At 60.2% G+C, this 17,741-nt stretch carries 17 protein-coding genes and 4 pseudogenes; 13 read left to right on the top strand and 8 right to left on the bottom strand.

Annotated features, from left to right (window positions below):
* The coding region (locus QCE48_RS30370; protein WP_309794411.1) for a hypothetical protein at positions 1–537 on the top strand (537 nt) is incomplete at its 5' end.
* A 141-nt stretch (positions 538–678) separates the two neighbouring features.
* Here the strand turns inward: QCE48_RS30370 and QCE48_RS32005 are convergent.
* Positions 679–1,078: pseudogene (locus QCE48_RS32005) on the bottom strand (YhjD/YihY/BrkB family envelope integrity protein); the annotation flags it as partial.
* Between the two features lie 351 nt (positions 1,079–1,429).
* On the opposite strand from QCE48_RS32005, the gene QCE48_RS30360 reads away from it, so the two are divergent.
* Together QCE48_RS30360 and QCE48_RS30355 are read left to right on the top strand one after the other, a co-directional pair.
* Positions 1,430–1,924 carry a ferritin-like domain-containing protein gene (locus QCE48_RS30360; RefSeq protein ID WP_309788951.1) on the top strand — a complete coding sequence of 165 codons (495 nt, stop codon included), beginning with the start codon at positions 1,430–1,432 and terminating at the stop codon, positions 1,922–1,924.
* Between the two features lie 79 nt (positions 1,925–2,003).
* The gene (locus QCE48_RS30355) at positions 2,004–2,513 is read left to right on the top strand and encodes a ferritin-like domain-containing protein (RefSeq protein ID WP_309788503.1); all 510 of its coding nucleotides are present in this window, start codon (positions 2,004–2,006) and stop codon (positions 2,511–2,513) included.
* 698 nt (positions 2,514–3,211) lie between these two features.
* On the opposite strand, the gene QCE48_RS30350 is transcribed toward QCE48_RS30355, so the two are convergent.
* Together QCE48_RS30350 and QCE48_RS30345 are read right to left on the bottom strand one after the other, a co-directional pair.
* A complete protein-coding gene (locus tag QCE48_RS30350; RefSeq protein WP_309788950.1) occupies positions 3,212–4,093 on the bottom strand; it encodes an MBL fold metallo-hydrolase in 882 nt (293 codons plus the stop codon).
* 378 nt (positions 4,094–4,471) lie between these two features.
* Positions 4,472–5,518 carry an alpha/beta hydrolase gene (locus tag QCE48_RS30345; protein ID WP_309788502.1) on the bottom strand — a complete coding sequence of 349 codons (1,047 nt, stop codon included), beginning with the start codon at positions 5,516–5,518 and terminating at the stop codon, positions 4,472–4,474.
* 626 nt (positions 5,519–6,144) lie between these two features.
* Between QCE48_RS30345 and QCE48_RS30340 the strand changes: the two genes are divergently transcribed.
* From QCE48_RS30340 to QCE48_RS30330, 3 genes are all read left to right on the top strand, one after another.
* The gene (locus QCE48_RS30340) at positions 6,145–7,353 is read left to right on the top strand and encodes a histidine kinase dimerization/phosphoacceptor domain -containing protein (RefSeq protein WP_309788501.1); all 1,209 of its coding nucleotides are present in this window, start codon (positions 6,145–6,147) and stop codon (positions 7,351–7,353) included.
* Positions 7,354–7,499: 146 nt separating this feature from the next.
* Positions 7,500–7,649, top strand: coding sequence for a hypothetical protein (locus QCE48_RS30335; RefSeq protein ID WP_309788500.1), 150 nt, complete (start codon positions 7,500–7,502; stop codon positions 7,647–7,649).
* Positions 7,646–8,209: a hypothetical protein gene (locus QCE48_RS30330; RefSeq protein ID WP_309788499.1), complete on the top strand. Its 564-nt coding sequence runs from the start codon at positions 7,646–7,648 to the stop codon at positions 8,207–8,209. Before QCE48_RS30335 ends, QCE48_RS30330 begins: the two co-directional genes overlap by 4 nt.
* 510 nt (positions 8,210–8,719) lie before the next feature.
* On the opposite strand, the pseudogene QCE48_RS32000 reads toward QCE48_RS30330, so the two are convergent.
* Positions 8,720–9,028 (bottom strand): annotated as a pseudogene (locus QCE48_RS32000) (PleD family two-component system response regulator); the annotation flags it as partial.
* Positions 9,029–9,335: 307 nt separating this feature from the next.
* Between QCE48_RS32000 and QCE48_RS30320 the strand changes: the two are divergent.
* Together QCE48_RS30320 and QCE48_RS30315 are read left to right on the top strand one after the other, a co-directional pair.
* A pseudogene (locus QCE48_RS30320) lies at positions 9,336–9,620 on the top strand (transposase); the annotation flags it as partial.
* A gap of 89 nt (positions 9,621–9,709) precedes the next feature.
* Positions 9,710–9,922 (top strand): annotated as a pseudogene (locus QCE48_RS30315) (IS3 family transposase); the annotation flags it as partial.
* Positions 9,923–9,948: 26 nt separating this feature from the next.
* Here QCE48_RS30315 and QCE48_RS30310 read toward each other — a convergent pair.
* Positions 9,949–10,917 carry a PQQ-binding-like beta-propeller repeat protein gene (locus QCE48_RS30310; protein WP_309788498.1) on the bottom strand — a complete coding sequence of 323 codons (969 nt, stop codon included), beginning with the start codon at positions 10,915–10,917 and terminating at the stop codon, positions 9,949–9,951.
* A 610-nt stretch (positions 10,918–11,527) separates the two neighbouring features.
* Between QCE48_RS30310 and QCE48_RS30305 the strand changes: the two genes are divergently transcribed.
* The gene (locus QCE48_RS30305) at positions 11,528–11,746 is read left to right on the top strand and encodes a type II toxin-antitoxin system RelE/ParE family toxin (protein ID WP_404983393.1); all 219 of its coding nucleotides are present in this window, start codon (positions 11,528–11,530) and stop codon (positions 11,744–11,746) included.
* A 688-nt stretch (positions 11,747–12,434) separates the two neighbouring features.
* Here the strand turns inward: QCE48_RS30305 and QCE48_RS30300 are convergent.
* Positions 12,435–12,734, bottom strand: a complete 300-nt coding sequence (locus QCE48_RS30300) for a hypothetical protein (RefSeq protein WP_309788497.1) — start codon at positions 12,732–12,734, stop codon at positions 12,435–12,437.
* Here QCE48_RS30300 and QCE48_RS30295 point away from each other — a divergent pair.
* Positions 12,708–13,730, top strand: a complete 1,023-nt coding sequence (locus QCE48_RS30295; RefSeq protein ID WP_309788496.1) for an SDR family oxidoreductase — start codon at positions 12,708–12,710, stop codon at positions 13,728–13,730. The two genes, QCE48_RS30300 and QCE48_RS30295, sit on opposite strands and share 27 nt — an antisense overlap.
* An 88-nt stretch (positions 13,731–13,818) precedes the next feature.
* Here QCE48_RS30295 and QCE48_RS30290 read toward each other — a convergent pair whose 3' ends face one another.
* Entirely contained in the window at positions 13,819–14,109 is a 291-nt protein-coding gene (locus QCE48_RS30290) for a hypothetical protein (RefSeq protein WP_309788495.1), read from the bottom strand.
* A 58-nt stretch (positions 14,110–14,167) separates the two neighbouring features.
* Positions 14,168–15,184, bottom strand: a complete 1,017-nt coding sequence (locus tag QCE48_RS30285) for a DNA-binding protein (protein ID WP_309788494.1) — start codon at positions 15,182–15,184, stop codon at positions 14,168–14,170.
* A 140-nt stretch (positions 15,185–15,324) separates the two neighbouring features.
* Between QCE48_RS30285 and QCE48_RS30280 the strand changes: the two genes are divergently transcribed.
* The 3 genes from QCE48_RS30280 (at position 15,325) to QCE48_RS30270 (ending at position 17,663) form a co-directional block, all read left to right on the top strand.
* Positions 15,325–16,542: a tyrosine-type recombinase/integrase gene (locus QCE48_RS30280; protein ID WP_309788492.1), complete on the top strand. Its 1,218-nt coding sequence runs from the start codon at positions 15,325–15,327 to the stop codon at positions 16,540–16,542.
* Positions 16,543–17,079: 537 nt separating this feature from the next.
* A complete protein-coding gene (locus QCE48_RS30275) occupies positions 17,080–17,358 on the top strand; it encodes a YlcI/YnfO family protein (protein WP_309788491.1) in 279 nt (92 codons plus the stop codon).
* On the top strand, positions 17,355–17,663 hold the full coding sequence (locus QCE48_RS30270) for a type II toxin-antitoxin system RelE/ParE family toxin (protein WP_309788490.1): 309 nt from the start codon (positions 17,355–17,357) through the stop codon (positions 17,661–17,663). The genes QCE48_RS30275 and QCE48_RS30270 overlap by 4 nt, the downstream gene beginning before the upstream one ends.
* Positions 17,664–17,741: the final 78 nt, after the last annotated feature.

Here is a 17,741-nt window from a genome sequence, read left to right as displayed (position 1 = left end):
CTCGGCTGGTTTAGTCTCGCGCTCGGTGCGGCCGAATTGCTCGCGCCGAATACTGTTGCACGGGCCGCCGGAGCGACGGCCGGGACGACGCTCGTACGTCTCTATGGCCTGCGCGAGATTGCATGCGGCATCGGCATCCTGATGTCGCGCAACCCCTCCCCTTATTTGTGGGCACGCGTCGGCGGGGACGCTTTGGATCTCGCGACATTCGCAGCCGCGTCTGACAAAAGCCGGCGGACCGCGCGCACTCGTGCCGTAGGCGCCTTTCTTCAGGTCGTCGGCATCGCCGCGCTCGACATATACGCGGCAGTTTCATCCCCGAAGGTCGACGGCCGTCGCGACGGGAACCGAACTGTTGGCCGCCTCGAAGCGCTGTCTGGCGACAGAAGCGGCTTTCTTCGTGCGGTCGAAGCCATGCGCGGAGCGGCCCTTCGCGATTTCAAATTGCCGCGTGACATGCGCGCACCGGATGCGTTGCTGCCCTACACTCATGCTGCGCGAACCGCAGCGGGCAAGGCCACGGATCGTCATTGTTAAGCGGGGCGGCGGCCTGCCTCGCGTCCGCGTCGAAACGATCAAGCGTTTCCCGCACGCCTCTTTGCATCGGGCCCGCGCGGTGTCTTTGTGAGCAGGATGAGATTCGCCCCTGGGGCGGCTGTTGCCAGTCTGATTGGGTTGAGCCGCAGCGAAATAGAGCCACATGGGCAAGACCGCAAGCGAGCCGGCCGCAGCTTGCCATGCCTGCATGCGTCAAACGGAGCGCGAAGAGCTTCTTGCCAATCGAGAAGAGAACCGCGGCAACAGCGCCGACAAACGCTTTGCCCTAGCCGACCTTGCCACCCGGAAACTATTTCAACAGCGCGCCAAAAGCGCACGACAGGATCACCAACCCGGACACGACTGAACAGCATCGCCGAAAATGACGCGCGGCGAATTTACCGAAGACCTACTTCCCCGGCTGCCTGGACGGCGGAGTCGAGCACAAGCGATACGATCAACAAAAAGGCCACCCCGAGAACAAGACGAAAGAGACTACCCGCACCATGACCAGCGACGTGACGCTCGACTTGGACCTTGGCGGGCCGTGACTGACGAGCGTCGGCTCGGCAAACGCCGCGTACAACGCAGCGGTCTTCATTGAAACGCCAAATGTATGAACGGGTCGCACCAGAATCCTGCGAGGCCTTTGGTATCGTAGGTGGATCCTTTGTCCATGCGAATCCCGTTTTGCGCGGCCGTCCGCTTCCAGCTTCGGTGTGCGAGAGGCGAAGTGATTAAAAAAGCGGCTCCGCTCATGCCCTTCGTTTTTCCCCACCGCGCGCGTATCCCTTTTTTCATTGCGTGGTCGCTCGACGCCATTAGGAATGCGGCACGTTCGTTGCGGCAGAGCCTGTGCCGCGTCGGCGCCTATCGACAACCTGGAGGAATCATGCCCACGAAAACATTGAATGACCTTTTCATCCACGCGCTTTCGGACGTATATAGCGCGGAAAAGCAGCTGACTAAGGCGCTGCCCAAACTGGCGAGAGCGGCGACGAGTTCGGAGTTAGCCGCGGCATTCACTACTCACCTCGAAGAAACCCAAGGCCAGATCGAAAGAATCGACCGAGTTGTCGAAGCTTCGCAAATCAAACTGAAACGCGTGAAGTGCGTGGCAATGGAGGGCCTCGTCGAGGAGGGGCAGGAGCAAATTGAGGAGATCGAAAAAGGTCCCATTTTGGACGCGGCGCTGATCGCCGCCGCTCAAAAGGTCGAACATTATGAAATTGCGACCTACGGGACGTTAGCCACGTTAGCGAAGAAGCTCGGATACACGGAAGGCATGAAGTTGCTGCTCGAGACGCTGCAGGAGGAAAAAGCGACCGACGAGAAGCTCACTATGCTCGCCAAGCAAGAGCTTTCTCAGGAAGAGGTAGGGAAGTAAGGACATCGGCGCTGCGCGGCCCCCAAGCCGGAGAAGCGACGCATCGCGCACGTAAAGACTTGACGACGGGAGTATGACCATGACTGATCCGAAGGGGCACCTCCTTGACTGGCTGCGGGATGCCCATGCGATGGAGCAGCAAGCAGAACAGATGTTGCGCGCCCAGTCCGGGCGGCTCGAACACTATCCGGAACTCAAGGCAAGAATTGATCAGCATCTGGAAGAGACGCTTGGTCAGCAAAAACTTGTGGCCCAGTGCATCGAGCGGTTGGGCGGCAGCACATCGACTATCAAGGATTTGGCTGCAAAAGCTATGGCTTTTGGACAGGCTGCCGGTGGAATGACAATGTCGGACGAAGTTGTCAAGGGCGCAATTTCCAGCTATGTGTTCGAAAATCTCGAGATTGCTTCCTACACGTCGCTGATCGCGGCGGCAGAGGCAAACGGGGACTTGGAGACAAAGGCGGCCTGCGAGCAAATCTTGCCTCAAGAAATTGCGATGGCGCAGTGGCTCCTGGAGCATCTTCCCCAGGTTACGCAAAGGTATCTTGCGCTCGCCGCGACGCCCGGCGCGGTAGCAAAAAAATAGCGGGCTGGGATCTCGCGTCCACGATGTCGTCGCAACGAGTCGCAGTCCCACAGGGCAAGTGTCTTGCGCCGTCCCGCATTTGGGGCGGCGCTCTTCTGGATTCGATAGCCATTTAACCACGGAGAAGGGTTGAGCAGGAACTCCATACCAGTGGGGTCTCGAAGCGAATTCGACCGTCTCGAAGCGACCGTATGATGCGCACGGGCTCCGAATTGTTGTATGGGAGAGGAGACGGAGCTAGTTGGCCGGCACGCATTCGATCCTTACCGACTGGACCCCTTGGACGCTTAGCATAATCTCGGCGAATGTGCGGACGGCCGAGGCTTCCGCCCTTCCAACAAAGGTTCGCCTGTCGGTCGTTTCTTTGAGACATGTCAGAGACCGCAAACCACAGTAAGCCGCAATCTGTTTGACGGTGTCTTGAGGCAACGCCTCGGATGAACGGCATACGATCGTAAACTCGAAGGTAAGCATCGCAGCTCCGCTGAAATTGCCGCGATCATGGCGGGAGTAAGTTCAGTGCAATCCGCGGGCCGTGGCAGCATTTATCAACTGCGCGGCTGCAAGGACAAAACGAGCACACTCTCGCTTGCTGCTTTGCCATTCGCCCTCATCTGAGAGCGATTGAGGTTCATGGGCGTCTCCCGGTCAATGCACGTCGCTCGTAGGATCGACGATGCCCGCCAAGCCCGTTCCAGTCACGACCCACCCTTGCCTTTCAGCGCTTCTATCGGTATGCCCGGAGACCGCCCCGCGAGACGCTCGAATTCGCTCGGATCGTGACTGGAAAAGACTGTGACATCGCGCGCGGAAGCGTCGTTGCACAGTGCGCGCAACCGCACCTGATTGCGTCGGCGCGCATCACCGTCCTTGTCCATCAGCCATTGATAAAACGCGAGCCCCGGTGTGCAACGCGGACGCTCGCCGTCCATCTCCGTGTGATAGAAGTAAGCGTCCGCTGCGAGCAGCAGCCAACGATTCTCTAAGCGCACCGCGATTCCCGCATGCCCGAACGTGTGTCCTCGTAGTGGAATGAATGCGATGTCGTCGCCGAACTGCGCGAGCGGAAGCACCCGTTCGAAGCCACGCCATGTGTCGCCGCCACGCTCGCCGTGCGTTTGCCAGTTCGCTCGCGTGGACCATTGCTGCGGCCGGAACCGCTGTCGGTCGAGCCACGTCTGCTGTCGCGCAGCGTACTCACGCTCGACTTGCAACATATGTACCGTTGCATTCGGAAAGTCGTCGAGCCCCCCGGCGTGATCGAAGTCGAGGTGACTCAGCAATACATGACGCACGTCGGACGCGTGAAATCCCATCCTCTCTATCTGGCGCCGCGCCGTCATCTCCGCGCGAAAATCCGGCTTGAGCATCACGAGAAAGAACGTGCTCAGACGGCCGCGCGGATCGGCGACATCGCGCAGGCCAAAGCCTGTGTCAATTAGAACGAGGCCATGCTCGGATTCGACTAGCAAACAATGACAGGTCAATTCTCCGCGTTGGAGAAGACCGGCGGTGCGGCCGTCAAAAAGCTTGCCACCAAGCGGGCAACTCGAGATGCAGTTGAGATGATGCACGCGCATAGCGTCGCCCCCGTCATGAGAATGGCAGCGATGCGCAATCGACGCGCCTGACGTTCGCAGTAAAGAGCCAGCGCGCGACGGCGGCACATTGCCGAGCAAATCCCGCTTTACAAGCGCCGCCGCGACAAATGCAGCGCGTGACGGTCATCGGCGTAATCGCCGCGATGCTGTTGATCCTTAACGCTGTTTTCCGGAACCATCGTCACGATTATCCGAAGCGACTAGCCGCCGTTCAAGTATGTCGACGCAATTTCTGCGGTTGCAGGACTTGCGGCGCCCCCGCGACGCTTGGTTGCAAACCCGGTAACCGGGCCACCGTCCGCTTGAAACTCTTACATTAAGAGCATGGGCGAACGTCGGGCAAGTCTCGTATGCGGTCTATTGCTTCGTAACAACGATACTAAGCCGGGCGGCGTCCTGTGAGGTTTCGCCGTCGTTCGGGCCAGGACGGCAGGGTTTCGCGTCCCCTGCGGTTATCAGGTCAATCGCAGCTGCGATCCTATCCGCTACAGCGTAATGGACCATATGGCCCGCGTCGGGGACAATTACCAAGGCGCTGCGGGGTAGCTCCGCGTGCAACCGAGCCGAATGCGATTCGGGATCAACGATCTTGTCGCCCGCGCCCGCAACGATAGTGACCGGCATCTCGAGCTCAGAGTAATGCGCTCGAAACTGTGCCGCGGCGGGGATCATCAAGGCGGCGTCCTCCGCCTCCGCCCGGATTTGTAGCGGACGCACGATCATTTCCCGGGGCACGACATCGAAGAAGTCGTAGGGCACAGGCGCCGGAGCGAACATCGCTTGCACGGTCCGCTTCAACAAGAGACGGCCGGCCAGCGGAGACACGGTGTAACGCAGAGCGTCACCCAACAGCGGGATCGCCGCCGGCGCGGTCAGTGCCACATCCAGACGAGCGGTCGGATAGTAGTATCCGGAAATCAGCAGGAGGCCCCGCACCCGGTCCGGGTAGTTGAGCGCCATGCCCATTGCGACGAGAGTTCCCCAAGAGTGTCCAAGTACCACCGGCTGTTCTACGTCGATGCACGCGAGCGCCCGCTGGATCAACACGGCCTGGGCCTTTGCCGTCCAGAGCCGGTCTGGCGGACGCTCGCTGTATCCGAAGCCCGGGCGGTCGAAAGCGATCACCCGATACCGCTCGGCTAACCGGTCGAGCAATCCGCTGCCGATGAAGTCCTGTAACAGGACGGTGTTTCCGTGCAGCAGCACGACGGCCGGCCCTTCTCCTCTGTCGACGTAATGCAACCGCACACCGTCGACCTCGATGAAGCGGCCCACTCGCGGGTTATTGCGCTCTGCCTCTCGTGCACGATATTGAACCCATAAACCAGTGGCGATGGCGGCAGTTGCCGCAAGGACGCCTGCACCTTCACGAGATGCAACAACTTTTCTGAATGATCGGGCCATAATTTCTCGCAAAGATACTACAGGTTAAAACCTACTCAGAGCGCCGAGGAGTGGCCGTCCTGAGCGACGAGAACGTCCGGTACCTTGCGGTGACTGCGCGTCCGATGGAATGACCTCTTCGCAGAGGCCAGTGGCTCGGTTCGCGCAAGGTTCATGCCTCGCGGCAGGCCCAGTCAAAAGCGGGTGGTGCGCCTGGATGAGTTCCTGAATTCCCGGTCGAAATCTCTTTAGCTTGGGTACATGGCTTGCTGTCCGGGTGTCTCCTCAGCTGCGTCGTTCCATTGGAAAGAGCTTGGATGGTTTATCTGTTGTAGGTGGCGCTATGGTTGCGTTGACCTTTGGGCCAGGAACGCGAAGCACAAGCGCCTTGGACATGATCTGGGGCTTGGGAGGTTTTCTGGGACTGCGCGCCTGCTGTTTTGTCCGGCTCACGCTGCGCGCGGCGGCGCTTCCAACGACGCCAAAATGCGCTATCTGCGCCCGGTTGTTTTCAATCGCGCCCGCCGTCCGCGCACTGTTTGCATCAACGTGCGCAATGGATTACTTTCTAGGTCATACGGTGCTCACGCGCTCTCGCGTGATTCGCCGCCCCCACCGGGCTGACGTATGGTCCAAGCGGAGACACCATGGATTTCGCCCGCACCGCAACATGGGCAACGGCAATCAGGAATCTGAATCCGGACGACGACCTCAGCGTACCGCTAGGCGATTTCCTGCGCCGCGGGCAACACTTTGCCGAGTTTTGTGCGTTCTCGCTGCGAGATTCGAGCTTGTACGATTTTCTCAGTGAGGGGTGTAAATGCGCCGCGGCAGCCTGCAACGCACCGATGGCGAAGGTCCTCCAGTTGGAGAAAGACGGGAATCGGCTGACCGTAATCGCCCAATGGGGCTTAGGTGAAGATGTCGTGGGCAGCGATGCAGGTTTTGCCGAGGAGGGGAACCCGCCTGGCAAGGCACTCGTCGACGGGGAGCCTGTGGTCGTTCCAGATCTTTCCGAGTGGCCAGACGCACGAGTGCCCGAGTTGCTTCGGCAATTCGACGTCACTTCGTCGATTAACATTCCGTTGATCGGGAGCAGCGGTCCGTTCGGTATCCTTGAGGTGGACTATCCTCAGCCATATCCGGTGGGGCCGGTCGAAATTTCCTTCCTCGCAGCAGTCGCGTCCGTCGCAGCTGAAGGCATCGAGCTGATGTCCCAGCGAGAGGCGCTGACGGTTCAACGCGACCTGAAGGAGGTATTGCTTCGCGAGCAGCAGCATCGAATTCGCAACAACTTCCAGTCCATCGCTAACCTGCTGAGTATCAACGCCGTCAAGACCACGGACGACGCAGCTCGACGCGGCTTCCAGTCCGTCGAGCGACGCGTGTTCGCGCTCGCCTCGATGTACGATCACCTGCTGGGGTTGCACGAACAGCGCGACGAGGTGGACCTAAGTCGTTATTTGGGCTCTCTCTGCGACGACCTGCAACAGTTCTACGCTTTGAAGGAACGAAGGATATCGCTGAACTGCAACCGACGCCTAGGCATGACGGTCGATCTTAATACCTGCACGACGGTAGGAACGGTGGTCAACGAGCTCGTTGCAAATGCGATCGAGCATGCGTTCCCGAATGACGTGGGTCAGATCGAAGTGGCGCTCGCCTCGAACAGCGACGGGTCGATTGAGATACGGGTGAGCGATGACGGCCGCGGAACCTACATCGAGCAGTGCAATGGAACCGGTCTTCAGACAGCACGTCGACTCGTGACTCATGTAGGCGGCAATCTCACGCTGACGAGTGAACCTGGCCAAGGCGCACTCTGGACTATTAGCCTGCCGTCAAAGAAAAGATAGCCGCTTCCCAGCACCGTTTTCTCTGATCACCGCTTCCGCCGTCAAAGAACGTGGCAAAAATATACAAAGAGGACCGTTGACTGCTGGGCCTTGAAGGCAACGCCGTGTCTCGTTTTGCCCGACAGGAAGCGTAGCCTGAAGAACGGATGAACAACAAACTGTGGTCCCTGATCGAGCTATTACTGCGGGCCCTGGCTCGCGATACCATCGATGCGCCGGCGATGCCGCTTGCGGAGAAGCTCGTGCAGCCACGCGACGGGGGATGCCAGCTTTCGAAGGGTCGGCGACGCGCATGAATCACGAAATCGCACATCAATTCCTTCTTTACTGCGTGCTTCCTGTGTGGCTGGCCGCCGGGACCGCCGATGCGCTGTGCCACCGATGGGCCGACTTGCCCAATAACGCGGGCGTTCCCGAGTCGCTCATGCATATTGCGCAAATGACCGAAGGCGCCGCACTCGTCCTGTGTGCGCTGTTCCTGCAGATTAATCCGTTCGCCATCTGTGCGATGGTCGCGCTGATCGTGCTGCATGAGATCACGGTCTACATCGACCTGAGGTATGCGTCCACAACCCGTGTTATCACGCCAATAGAACAGATGGTGCATAGCGTGCTCGAGATGGCGCCTGTCGTGGGCTTTGCCATCATCTGCCTCGCTCATCCGGGCACGCTTGCTTCACTCGTTGACGGCAAAGGCAGCTTTTTGCCCCTATACCGCGAGCCACCGCTGCCGTCGCTGACCGTTGCGACGGTGCTCCTTCTATGCGCGCTCTTCGGCGCCGCGCCTTATGCGATCGAACTGGCGGCGTCCATCCGCGTTTCGCGAGACCGCGCAAGAGCGCGAGCGGCGCAATAGCGCTTCGTCGAGCAGATACAGATAAGCGCAATCAACTCGCGCATCCGAATGGTTGCGAGTTCCTTCACCGCTAGAAGAAGGCGCGCCGTCTTTCAGCAATTCACTCTCGAGGCGAGCATCGCGCTGGACAAGCACTTCATAAAATCGGCGCCGGTGACGCGATCGCGCGAGCGCGGCCTATTAAAATGTCTTCTCCAGTCCGAGTCTGCATTGCGCCTGCCGCCTACCGGCGGTTCACCATCCGAGCCGTCCTTCGCCCAGGCCCGCCGTTTGTCGGGCTGTCGATCGAGCAGGCCGTCTGGGACTACTCGTTGTTCTCGATGAACCGCGACCGGCTGTTGGGGCATGAAGCCGTGGAAGCGTTGGCTACTGAGCTACTGAGGTCATGGGTCGGACTGAGAAACGAGGTTTGCTCTCGCAAAAACCGTGGCACCATGAAGACTGAGGTGGCCCGCGATCCGTCCCGTGTTTCGCGCTCCGCCAAGCGCCGCCCTTCCCAGCTCCGAGCGTCTAATTGCCGCGATCTCTGCAAGCCGGAGCGACCAACTGTAGGAGCGCAAGCAACGCATCTATCGAATTCCCTTTCCGGCAGTAAGCGTCGATTCCAGCAGGTATCCCTTGAAGCAGGACTTCACCCTCCGCAAGCGACGTGTGCGCAATAATCGGAACACAAGCACAGTGAGCTAGCTTGCGCATCTCGCGAGCCACTTGAAATCCGTTGATTATTGGCATCTCGATGTCGAGCAGCACGACGCTTGGTGGACATTGCTGGGCAAACGGGATGGCGTGGACGCAGTCGGCTGTTCGAGCGTCAAACCCTTCGAGTTCAAGCGCCGCTTATAACGCGTTAGCTAGTTCCGCATTGTCGTCCACGATCAGCGCGGTGACAGGCGCATCAACGGACGCGAACGTGCGCGCGGTCCAGATGCGCGACGGTAGAGAAAGGCCAGTGCCTGACATGATCTCAATACGAAGTGGTTTCAGCAGAATGAAGCAATAGGCGTACCGGAACCGCATGATGCTGATCGGCCTGATTGGCACGAATCTGCAGTTTTCAAAAGCGCCGCAAATTCACATGCGGGAAGGCGAACAATGCGGATTGCGCTACATCTATCGTCTGGTCGATCTGGTCGCGCCTCGGGTCGTTCAGGGCGACGGAGGCTACGACCACGACAAATATCGACGTCCACTGCATGCTGCCGGCATTGCCACCGAAATCGCCCGGCGCGGTCAGCCCCACGGTAGCGGGCTAGGCAAAACACGCTGGGTTGTGGAGCGGACCATCTCGTGGCTTCACAACTTTCGCCGACTGCGCATCCGCTTCGAGCGCCTCGCTTTCATCCACGAGGCTTTCCTCAAAATCGCTTGCTGCATCATATGCTGGCGACAACTGCGAAAGGCATTTTGTTAACGCCTCTTAGGCCGCATCCTTCCGCAAGCGGCTGCGGGATGACGAAGATTAAGCACGTTAATGCCAAGGGTGCGCGGCGGCTCGAAGGGATATGCGGAGTGCTGGAAGTTAGTCCCAGCCGATATCATCGACAACGCACCGCGCAGGACAAACCGTACCGAAGTCGCGTGAGCGACGACGCGCTGCTCGCGCAAATCAAGGCGATTCACACGCAGGTCAAGGGCGAATATGGCTGGCCTCGAATGTGGAAGGAACTACTCACGCATGGTGTTGCGCGTGGGCAAGTCTATGTCAAATCAGTCCGTCGGACTGTGCATGACCGTCCAAGTTATCGTGGCTGGAGGAAGCTCGAGGTGGTTAGACCACCTGGCAAGGCCGTTATCCGAATACCGTTAGCCGGTCCAATATCATATAAATAGGACCAACTTACCGAAGGCCTGCGCAAGAGAGTGCTTTGCAGATATGTTCCTCGGGTCGCATCGAAATAAGCGAGACCGCGGCAGCGGTTCCACACTTGCGCCTGAGCGTTGATCTCGCGCTTCCAGATCTGTTTGCCGCTGTCCGCATCGACCGCGATCACGTTGTTATGCGGCGTGCACAGGTAGATGCGATCGCCAATCTGCAGCGGCGTTTCCTGGTCTTCCGCGCCATTGCCAGTCGGGCTGAGGGGCGTATCACCTGTATGGAAAGTCCACGCGACGCGAAGGTCCTTCACGTTCTCACGTGTGATCTGATCGAGCGCGACGAAGCGGCTGCCGCCCGGCGTGTTGCCGTAATTACTCCAGTTTTTCTGGGCCTGGTCTGGCGTAACCGGGACCAGCGACGCGGAGGCTCCGTCGAACGCGACGGTCGGATGCGGCTGGAACATCTGCAAGCAGGCCACAATCATGGCGATGGCGATCAGCGCCGCAAGACCGTAAGCGTGTTTGCTCGCGGCTTGTCCCGTGGCGCGCTTGCGCAGCGATGGCCACGTGAGCAACGTCAGCACCATGAAGCCGGCGGGCAGCATCAGGCGCGAAACCAGTGGCCAGTAGTCGAGGCCCACTTCGACCAACGCCCAGACCAATGTGCCGATGAACGCGACGCCGTACACGAGAACGGCTACCGATTTCATCCGTATCAACTGCACGGCCGAGACGACGATGAGCACGCCCGCGATCAGGAAATACAGGCTGCCGTGCAACGACGCAAGCCTCGCGCCACCGACGACAAATACCCCGGTGGCTAATAACAAAAGGCCCAAAACAACACAACCCACTCTGAGCGTCAATGACGGGCGGCCATCACTTTCTGACATTTCGTTTTCTCCAGAGACCCTAGAATGCATGGCGGTCTACCTGCCGCAAATCTTGCGCATCAGGTCCGCGCTAAATGGCCGCTGCAATCGACGTACCGCAAGACGGTAGGCGCACGGATACGTGGGATCGCGCACAGAAGGGGCGTGACTACATCGGGCGACTGGCCAGGTTATACACAGGCTTTTCAACGGAATCTGTGGATAAGTTCGACCTGGAATTTTGCCCTGGACACTCAACGCGGCGTTAGATAAGGCCGCCGCCGCGGCCTTGCGCTGTACGGAACGCCTCGACGCCACACGTCGTAGAAGCAATCTGAAATTTCGATCCCATCGGCAGAACCGAGGCTGCGGACGCCCTGCTGCACAGAGGGCTTATGCGATTTGCGCTTTCTTCACGCCATGAACGGGCGATTTTCCCTCGAGGCATGGCGACCCGACGAAGCCGAACTTAGAGTCGCTGGACGACTCGCGCCCGAACGTCCCCCATGCGCAGGTGCAAAATGAGATGGCCGACAAGAAGGCGGCGCTGCGTAAGCGGCTTGCAACCGGCGGGGCTAAATCTTGATCGTGGAGTGGCGCGTACGCGCGCACGAAGACCGTAGCAGAATCTTTGACTACATTGCCGAGGATAACCCCCGCGGCAGCGCTCGAGCTGGACGACGAGATCGAAGCGAAGACCGACGCCCTACCCGAGCATCCGGAACTCTATAGCATCGGCCGCATACGCGGCACTCGCGAAATGGTGCGGGCTCCCAATTACATACTGGTGTGTCAAATTCTCAAGCGAAAGGCCGTGATCGAAATCGTACGCCCGCGTAGTAGGCGGTGAGCGCGGGAGCCGCTCGCCAATAGCCAGCGTGGCGACGCCGATATCCAGCGCATACGCTGCGGCGGTCGCAAAAGATCGTCACAGACGCTCGACCGCTCAACACGGTTCCTCGCGGCGTGCCCCAGCCAACATTTCTCCGACTCACACGATGAGGAGTTCGCCGCTCACGCAAATCGCGTACTTTAAGCGGCAGCGCTGATTGACCGCCCTGCGATAACGCAACCGTCATCTGACTAGATATGCGCTGTCCTGCGCGCGCAGGCAGCGTCGTTCAGCGCGGGCGCCCGCACGCCGCGCGGGAAAGCATGCGCGGAAGGTTGGAACCCTGCGCCACGGCAAATCTCCCGATGTCCGCAAATGAAGGGGTGGATAGCTCTATCATCTATCTACCCCTTCATCTTTATGTCCGAACGGGTACATGTCGGCCGCTCCCCGTCCAGGAGCGGCGTTGGGCGCTCGCGTTGGGCAAAAACTTCGCGCCCCATGCGCGACCAGTCGTATTAGCACGCATGCGCCAAATGCTGCTTGGCCCGGAACCGCAGAAAGCGTCGTGGCCGCGTTGACCGGCAGCAAAGGATAAAGCCCCGCGCGCTGCGCCCGCGACTTGGCCGTTGTTGACAGAGCGCGGAACTCCGGAATTCGTATCAGGTATTCGTTTAATGGGGAAGGCTCGCGGCGCCAAGCCCCTTCAGGCGGACAGCGCGATCCGCAGGTCCCAATTCTCACTTTTACAATGCACCGCCGCTTCTATTGGCGCCGAGAAACCGGCCCGGCGGGGGAGATCGACGTCTCGAACGCTGGCAATTGCGATGTGCCCCGACCGGTCCGGATAACAAGGACGGAATTCTTTACGCAAAGAGCGCGCGAGATGCTGCGCTTCAAATAGCGAGGAACTGGCACGTCCGATCAGGTACAGGCGATGCTGCTTGTCCAGCACATTCCACTGCCGGAACTCACCGATATGCGACTCAAACTGAAACCCCTGCATCAGCAAGTGATCGTTATCACCGGCGCGACGAGCGGGATCGGTCTCGTGACCGCTCGTTTCGCCGCTCGGAAGGGCGCGAGGCTGATGTTGATCGCCCGGGACGAACGCGCGCTCAAGAAGGTCGCGAATGAACTGTCAGCGCGCGGCGCGTTCGTCGCGTACGCCGCCGCCGACGTCGGTGATGAGGTAGCGCTTGAACGCGCCGCCGACGCCGCGGTCGCGCACTTCGGCGGGTTCGATACGTGGGTCAACAACGCGGGCGGCTCGGTCTACGGGTTCAGCGAGGAGGTGCCGCTCGAAGACCAGCGCAAGCTCTTCGAGACGAACTTCTGGGGCGTCGTGCACGGCTCGCTGATCGCCGTACGACACTTGAAGAAACGTGGCGGCGGCGCACTGATCAACCTCGGAAGCGAACTGTCCGATATCGCGGTGCCGCTGCAAGGCTCGTATGTCGCGTCGAAACATGCGGTGAAAGGCTATACGGACACTCTTCGCCTCGAACTGATCAATGAACGCGCGCCGATCTCGGTAACGCTCATTAAACCCGCAGGCATCGATACGCTCTTCGTCCAGCATGCGCGCAACCATCTCGACGTCGAGCCGAAGCTGCCGCCGCCGGTCTACGCGCCGGACATCGTCGCAAAGGCGATCCTGCATGCGGCGACGCGTCCCGAACGCGAAATCTACGTCGGTGGGGCCTCGCGCGGCACGGTGGCGTTTGGACGCGCGGCGCCGGGCCTTTTTGACCGCTTCATGGGCAAGCTCGGCGTGGCGGCGCAGATGACGAAGGAGCCGAAACGCAACGGCGACGCGCTTTACAAAGGCGCAGGAACCTTGCTCGAACGATCGGGCAAAAATGGTCCGGTACTGGAATCAAGTCTGTACACGAGAGCAAGGCTGAACCAGAGTGCGACGGCCGGAATGATGCTCGCGGGCGCGGCTGCGCTGCTAATCGCATCGATGGCTAAGCGGTATGTCAATCAGAGGCGCGTGTAGGTCGCGTCGACCAGATCTTGTTTGTGTATCAATCTCCGTTCTTCTCTGTTGAAAACGAACCCGATCTTGCCGAACCGCGAACAATAACTCAGGGCGGCTCGGTCCACGGTGCCGGATCACTCGAACCGTGGTCAAACAGGTCCGAGGTCGTGCGGCGTTCATCCAGGAGATCTGGCAAAGCACCGCTTCGAACCTTCTCCAAGGTATCGGGCGAGAGCCAGACTTGTTCGATCGCGTCGAGACCGCCCTCGATCATCTGCTGCAGGAAGAAGGACTGCTTCCGCCCTGTCGCGTCGGCCAACACGCGTAACCTCTGTTCGATGACTGGGTCGATGCGCACCGCGACCACCTTCAGTTTGTTCTCTGCCGTTCTTCTCAATTGTTCACTCCTCTACTGGACGCTCGCAAGCCAGGTCGATCTCGCGACGACGCCAAGGTTACGTTCGGCTCTTCGTTCCCGCCGTTTTCCCAGCGGTTGCCTTGCGCGTTGCGCGCCTTGCTGGAGGACGGGATTCTGCCGGGGGGGCGCGTCGCGCTGAGGGACGCGTCGTTGCGCGCAGCGACTTCAACTGCTCCTGGAGCGACTTGTATGCCTCTTCGAGCGCGGCCAGCTTACCCTGCAACACCCCAGTCTGCTGGCGAGCATCGCCCTGCTGCTCTTGCAGCGCTTCGACTGTCCGACGATGTTCGGCATCCCGCTTTTCTGCGCGCTTGGCTGCTTCCGCCAATTCTTTCTGTACTTTTACCACTGCACCGCGTTCGCGATCAATTTCCAAGAGCGCACGCTTTTCCGAAGCGCGTAAGCGCTCCTCCGCACGACCAGCCGTCTCGCGGAGTTTTTCCAGATCACGCGAGAAAGTGTCGCGTACCTTGTCGAGATCACGCTCACGCGCGACGATCTCGTCGCCAAGACGCTTGACCTGCGCCTCGAGTGCTTTGCGTGCGGCCGCCTCTTGCGCCTGCTGCCGCTCCAGCTCCCGAATTTCGACCTGCGCCGCAAGCAATGCCGCGGTGCGTTGCTCAAGCGCCGTCTCAGTCCGACCGAGCTCCTCGCGCGCGGCGGCGACCTTTTGCTCCGCCTCGGCGCGACGCGCTTCGACGTCATCGCGAAGCGACGTCAGTTCGGCGTGTGCGGAGGCCGCCGCGCGCGTCCAAAGCGTTCCGATCAACTCGCCTGCGGCCTCACTCAACTCTTTTGGCAAGTCCGGGTGCTCGATTCGCACCCGACTCTTCTCTCGTAACTCCGCCCAGAACTCGCTTAGCACCGACGCCGGGGTGCTCATGGTGCCGCGCCGAACCAGGTTGTAGAGGCGATTGGCGGTGGGAGGGACGCCGAAGCGGAAAAACAGCAGCGCGCAGACCTCGCGATAGAGCTCGCGGGTCTTCGGGAATTCGACCTTGAGGCGCTCGATATCGGCGGCGAGGCGGGTTTCGTCGGAAAGAACGTCGGACATTGGACGGGAGGGCAAAGAACGGAGTTAATAATATAACGTATTTCGCTATATATCGAACTTCAATACCATTGAAATTTGACATTAGTACTATAATGTTGAGTCGCTTGCGTCGTACCGACCTTGAAACCGCGTGAGACTCAATGCCCGCTCTTCCGCCACCGACATCCATTGCACTCCAACCCGCGCCACTCGAATCGCTTGTGATTCCGTCGACGCTCGACGGTAGTCTCGGGGCGAATCGCGCGACGGACGGTCGGGCGCAGATCGCGGCCAGCAATGATCTCGATGCGATTCGCGCCTGGCTCTCGCGCTTTCACGACACGAAGACCACCTTTGAGAGTTATCGCAAGGAGGCCGAGCGCTTGCTGCTCTGGTCGCTTGTGACGCTCGGCAAGCCGCTCTCGTCGCTCACCCACGAAGATTGTCTGCGCTACCAGCAGTTCCTGGCCGATCCGCAACCCGCCGCGACCTGGATCGCCGGCAGTGGTCGCAAGCACCCTCGCCACGATGCACGGTGGCGGCCTTTCTATGGAATCCTGTCGCCCACGAGTCAGCGTCAGGCGATCGTCATTCTCAATGCGTTGTTCGCGTGGCTGGTGCAGGCGGGCTATCTTGCCGGCAATCCCCTGTCGCTTTCCCGACAGCGCACGAAACACGCCGCTCCGCGCATCACCCGCTATCTCGAGCCGGCGCTCTGGCAGGAGGTCAAGGACACGATCGCTACGCTGCCGCGCGACACCGATCGCGCGCGTGCGCATGCTTACCGGGTGCGGTGGCTATTCACGCTGCTGTATCTGGGTGGGTTGCGTATTGCTGAAGTGGGCGCGAACACCATGGGCCAGTTTTTTGTGCGCCGCGACGCCGATGGCGCCCTTCGCTGGTGGCTGACCGTTCACGGTAAAGGCGGCAAGGAGCGACTCGTCCCCGCGACGCGCGAGATGATGATGGAGCTTTCGCGCTACCGCCAGCAACTGGGCCTGAGCGCGTTGCCCTCGCCCAACGAAGAGAAGCCGCTGGTTATGCCGATTGGCGCAACCGCAGCCAATGACCGGGCGCAGACATGCGCGCCGCTGACGCGCGCCGGACTGCACGCGATCGTCAAGGACGTCTTTGCGAAGGCGGCTGCGCGACTGCGCGCGAGAGATGGCGCTTCGGCGCGTGCAGACCTACTGGAGAAAGCTTCCGCCCACTGGCTGCGTCACAGCGCTGGCTCGCACATGGCCGATCAAAAAGTCGATCTTCGGCTCGTTCGTGACAATCTGGGTCATGCTTCGCTGACCACGACCAGCCTGTACCTGCATATCGACGATGACCGGCGGCATCGGGAAACGGAAGACAAGCACCGCATCGATTGGTAGCAACGCATCGGTCTCGCGTTCTATTCCGCGGGCCAGCGTTCAAGCACTCGCCTAACATAATTGATACAGTTTAATCATGGAAGCCGCAGCGACAGCACCCCGCATCCTCGCAGATCGCCGCGGTATTGCGTTCGACCTCGTTCGAGCGAACGGCGCAGTCGAGTGCGTGGTCGCCCTCGAGGCGCTCGAAGCGTTTTTCTGGCTTGACCGGGCGCAAGCGACGCTCGTACCTCAGATGCTTCGGCGATGGCTACCAGCGAATCGCCGCGCTCGCCGCACGCAAGGCGCTCGCTCATCCGGCGGTGAGTATCGAAGGTTCGAGCCGATGTAGTGCCAAGGGCGCCCCAGCCCACTTGGGTAGACGCAGGATCAGGCATCGTTGCGGCCGCTGAGCTGACCGCCGAACCGTTCGACGCCACGAGTCCATTGAAACCCGAGCGTTACCCGACTGATTTCACGTACGTCGCGCAAGTTGCGTTTGCATGAGACACAGAAACCGGGCAAAATGTATCGCAATTGCGATGCAGGGGTGAATTCATGAAAACCGCTACCTTCCCCGCGGTACGGGTCGAGCCGGAATTGCGCGAAGCCGCTGAAAGCGTTTTGTCCGACGGCGAGAGCCTGTCGGCGTTTGTCGAGCAGTCGATTCGCGCGAACATTGAGCGTCGGCGTTTGCGGAGCGATTTTATTGCGCGCGGCCTCGCCTCGCGAGACAGCGCCAGACAGAGCGGTCAGTATGTGTCCGCCGATGACATCTTGGCTACGCTTGAGGCCCGGCTGGCAAAAGCCAAGACGCGACGCACGACGGCGCGATGACTTACGCGGTTCGGTTTACCCTCGAGGCCGCGACGGACCTCGACCGCCTTTACGACTTCATTCTCCAGCGCGACGCCACCGATTTCACCCTCGCGGAGGCGGCTGTTCAGGCAATTCGCGACGGCTTCGCGACGCTTCGGAGTTCGCCGTTTACGTGCCGCAAAGCGCGATCCGACGCACCTTTCCTTCGAGAACTGGTCATTCCATTCGGGCGCAGCGGCTACGTCGCACTATTCGAAATAGAGGACAACGAGACGGTCACGGTGCTGGCAATCCGCCATCAGTTGGAAGATGACTATCACTAAAGTGCCGGTTCTTCCCCGTGCAAGCGTTCGCAGCGCCTCGAGCGGTTTCTTCTATCGGCCGTCGGTGCTTTTGCGGAA

The sequence above is a fragment of the Caballeronia sp. LZ024 genome, from assembly GCF_031451455.1.
In the GTDB taxonomy this organism is placed as follows: domain Bacteria; phylum Pseudomonadota; class Gammaproteobacteria; order Burkholderiales; family Burkholderiaceae; genus Caballeronia; species Caballeronia telluris.
The sequence above is the reverse complement of the archived record's forward strand: the minus strand, read 5'-3'. Positions and strand labels throughout refer to the sequence as shown.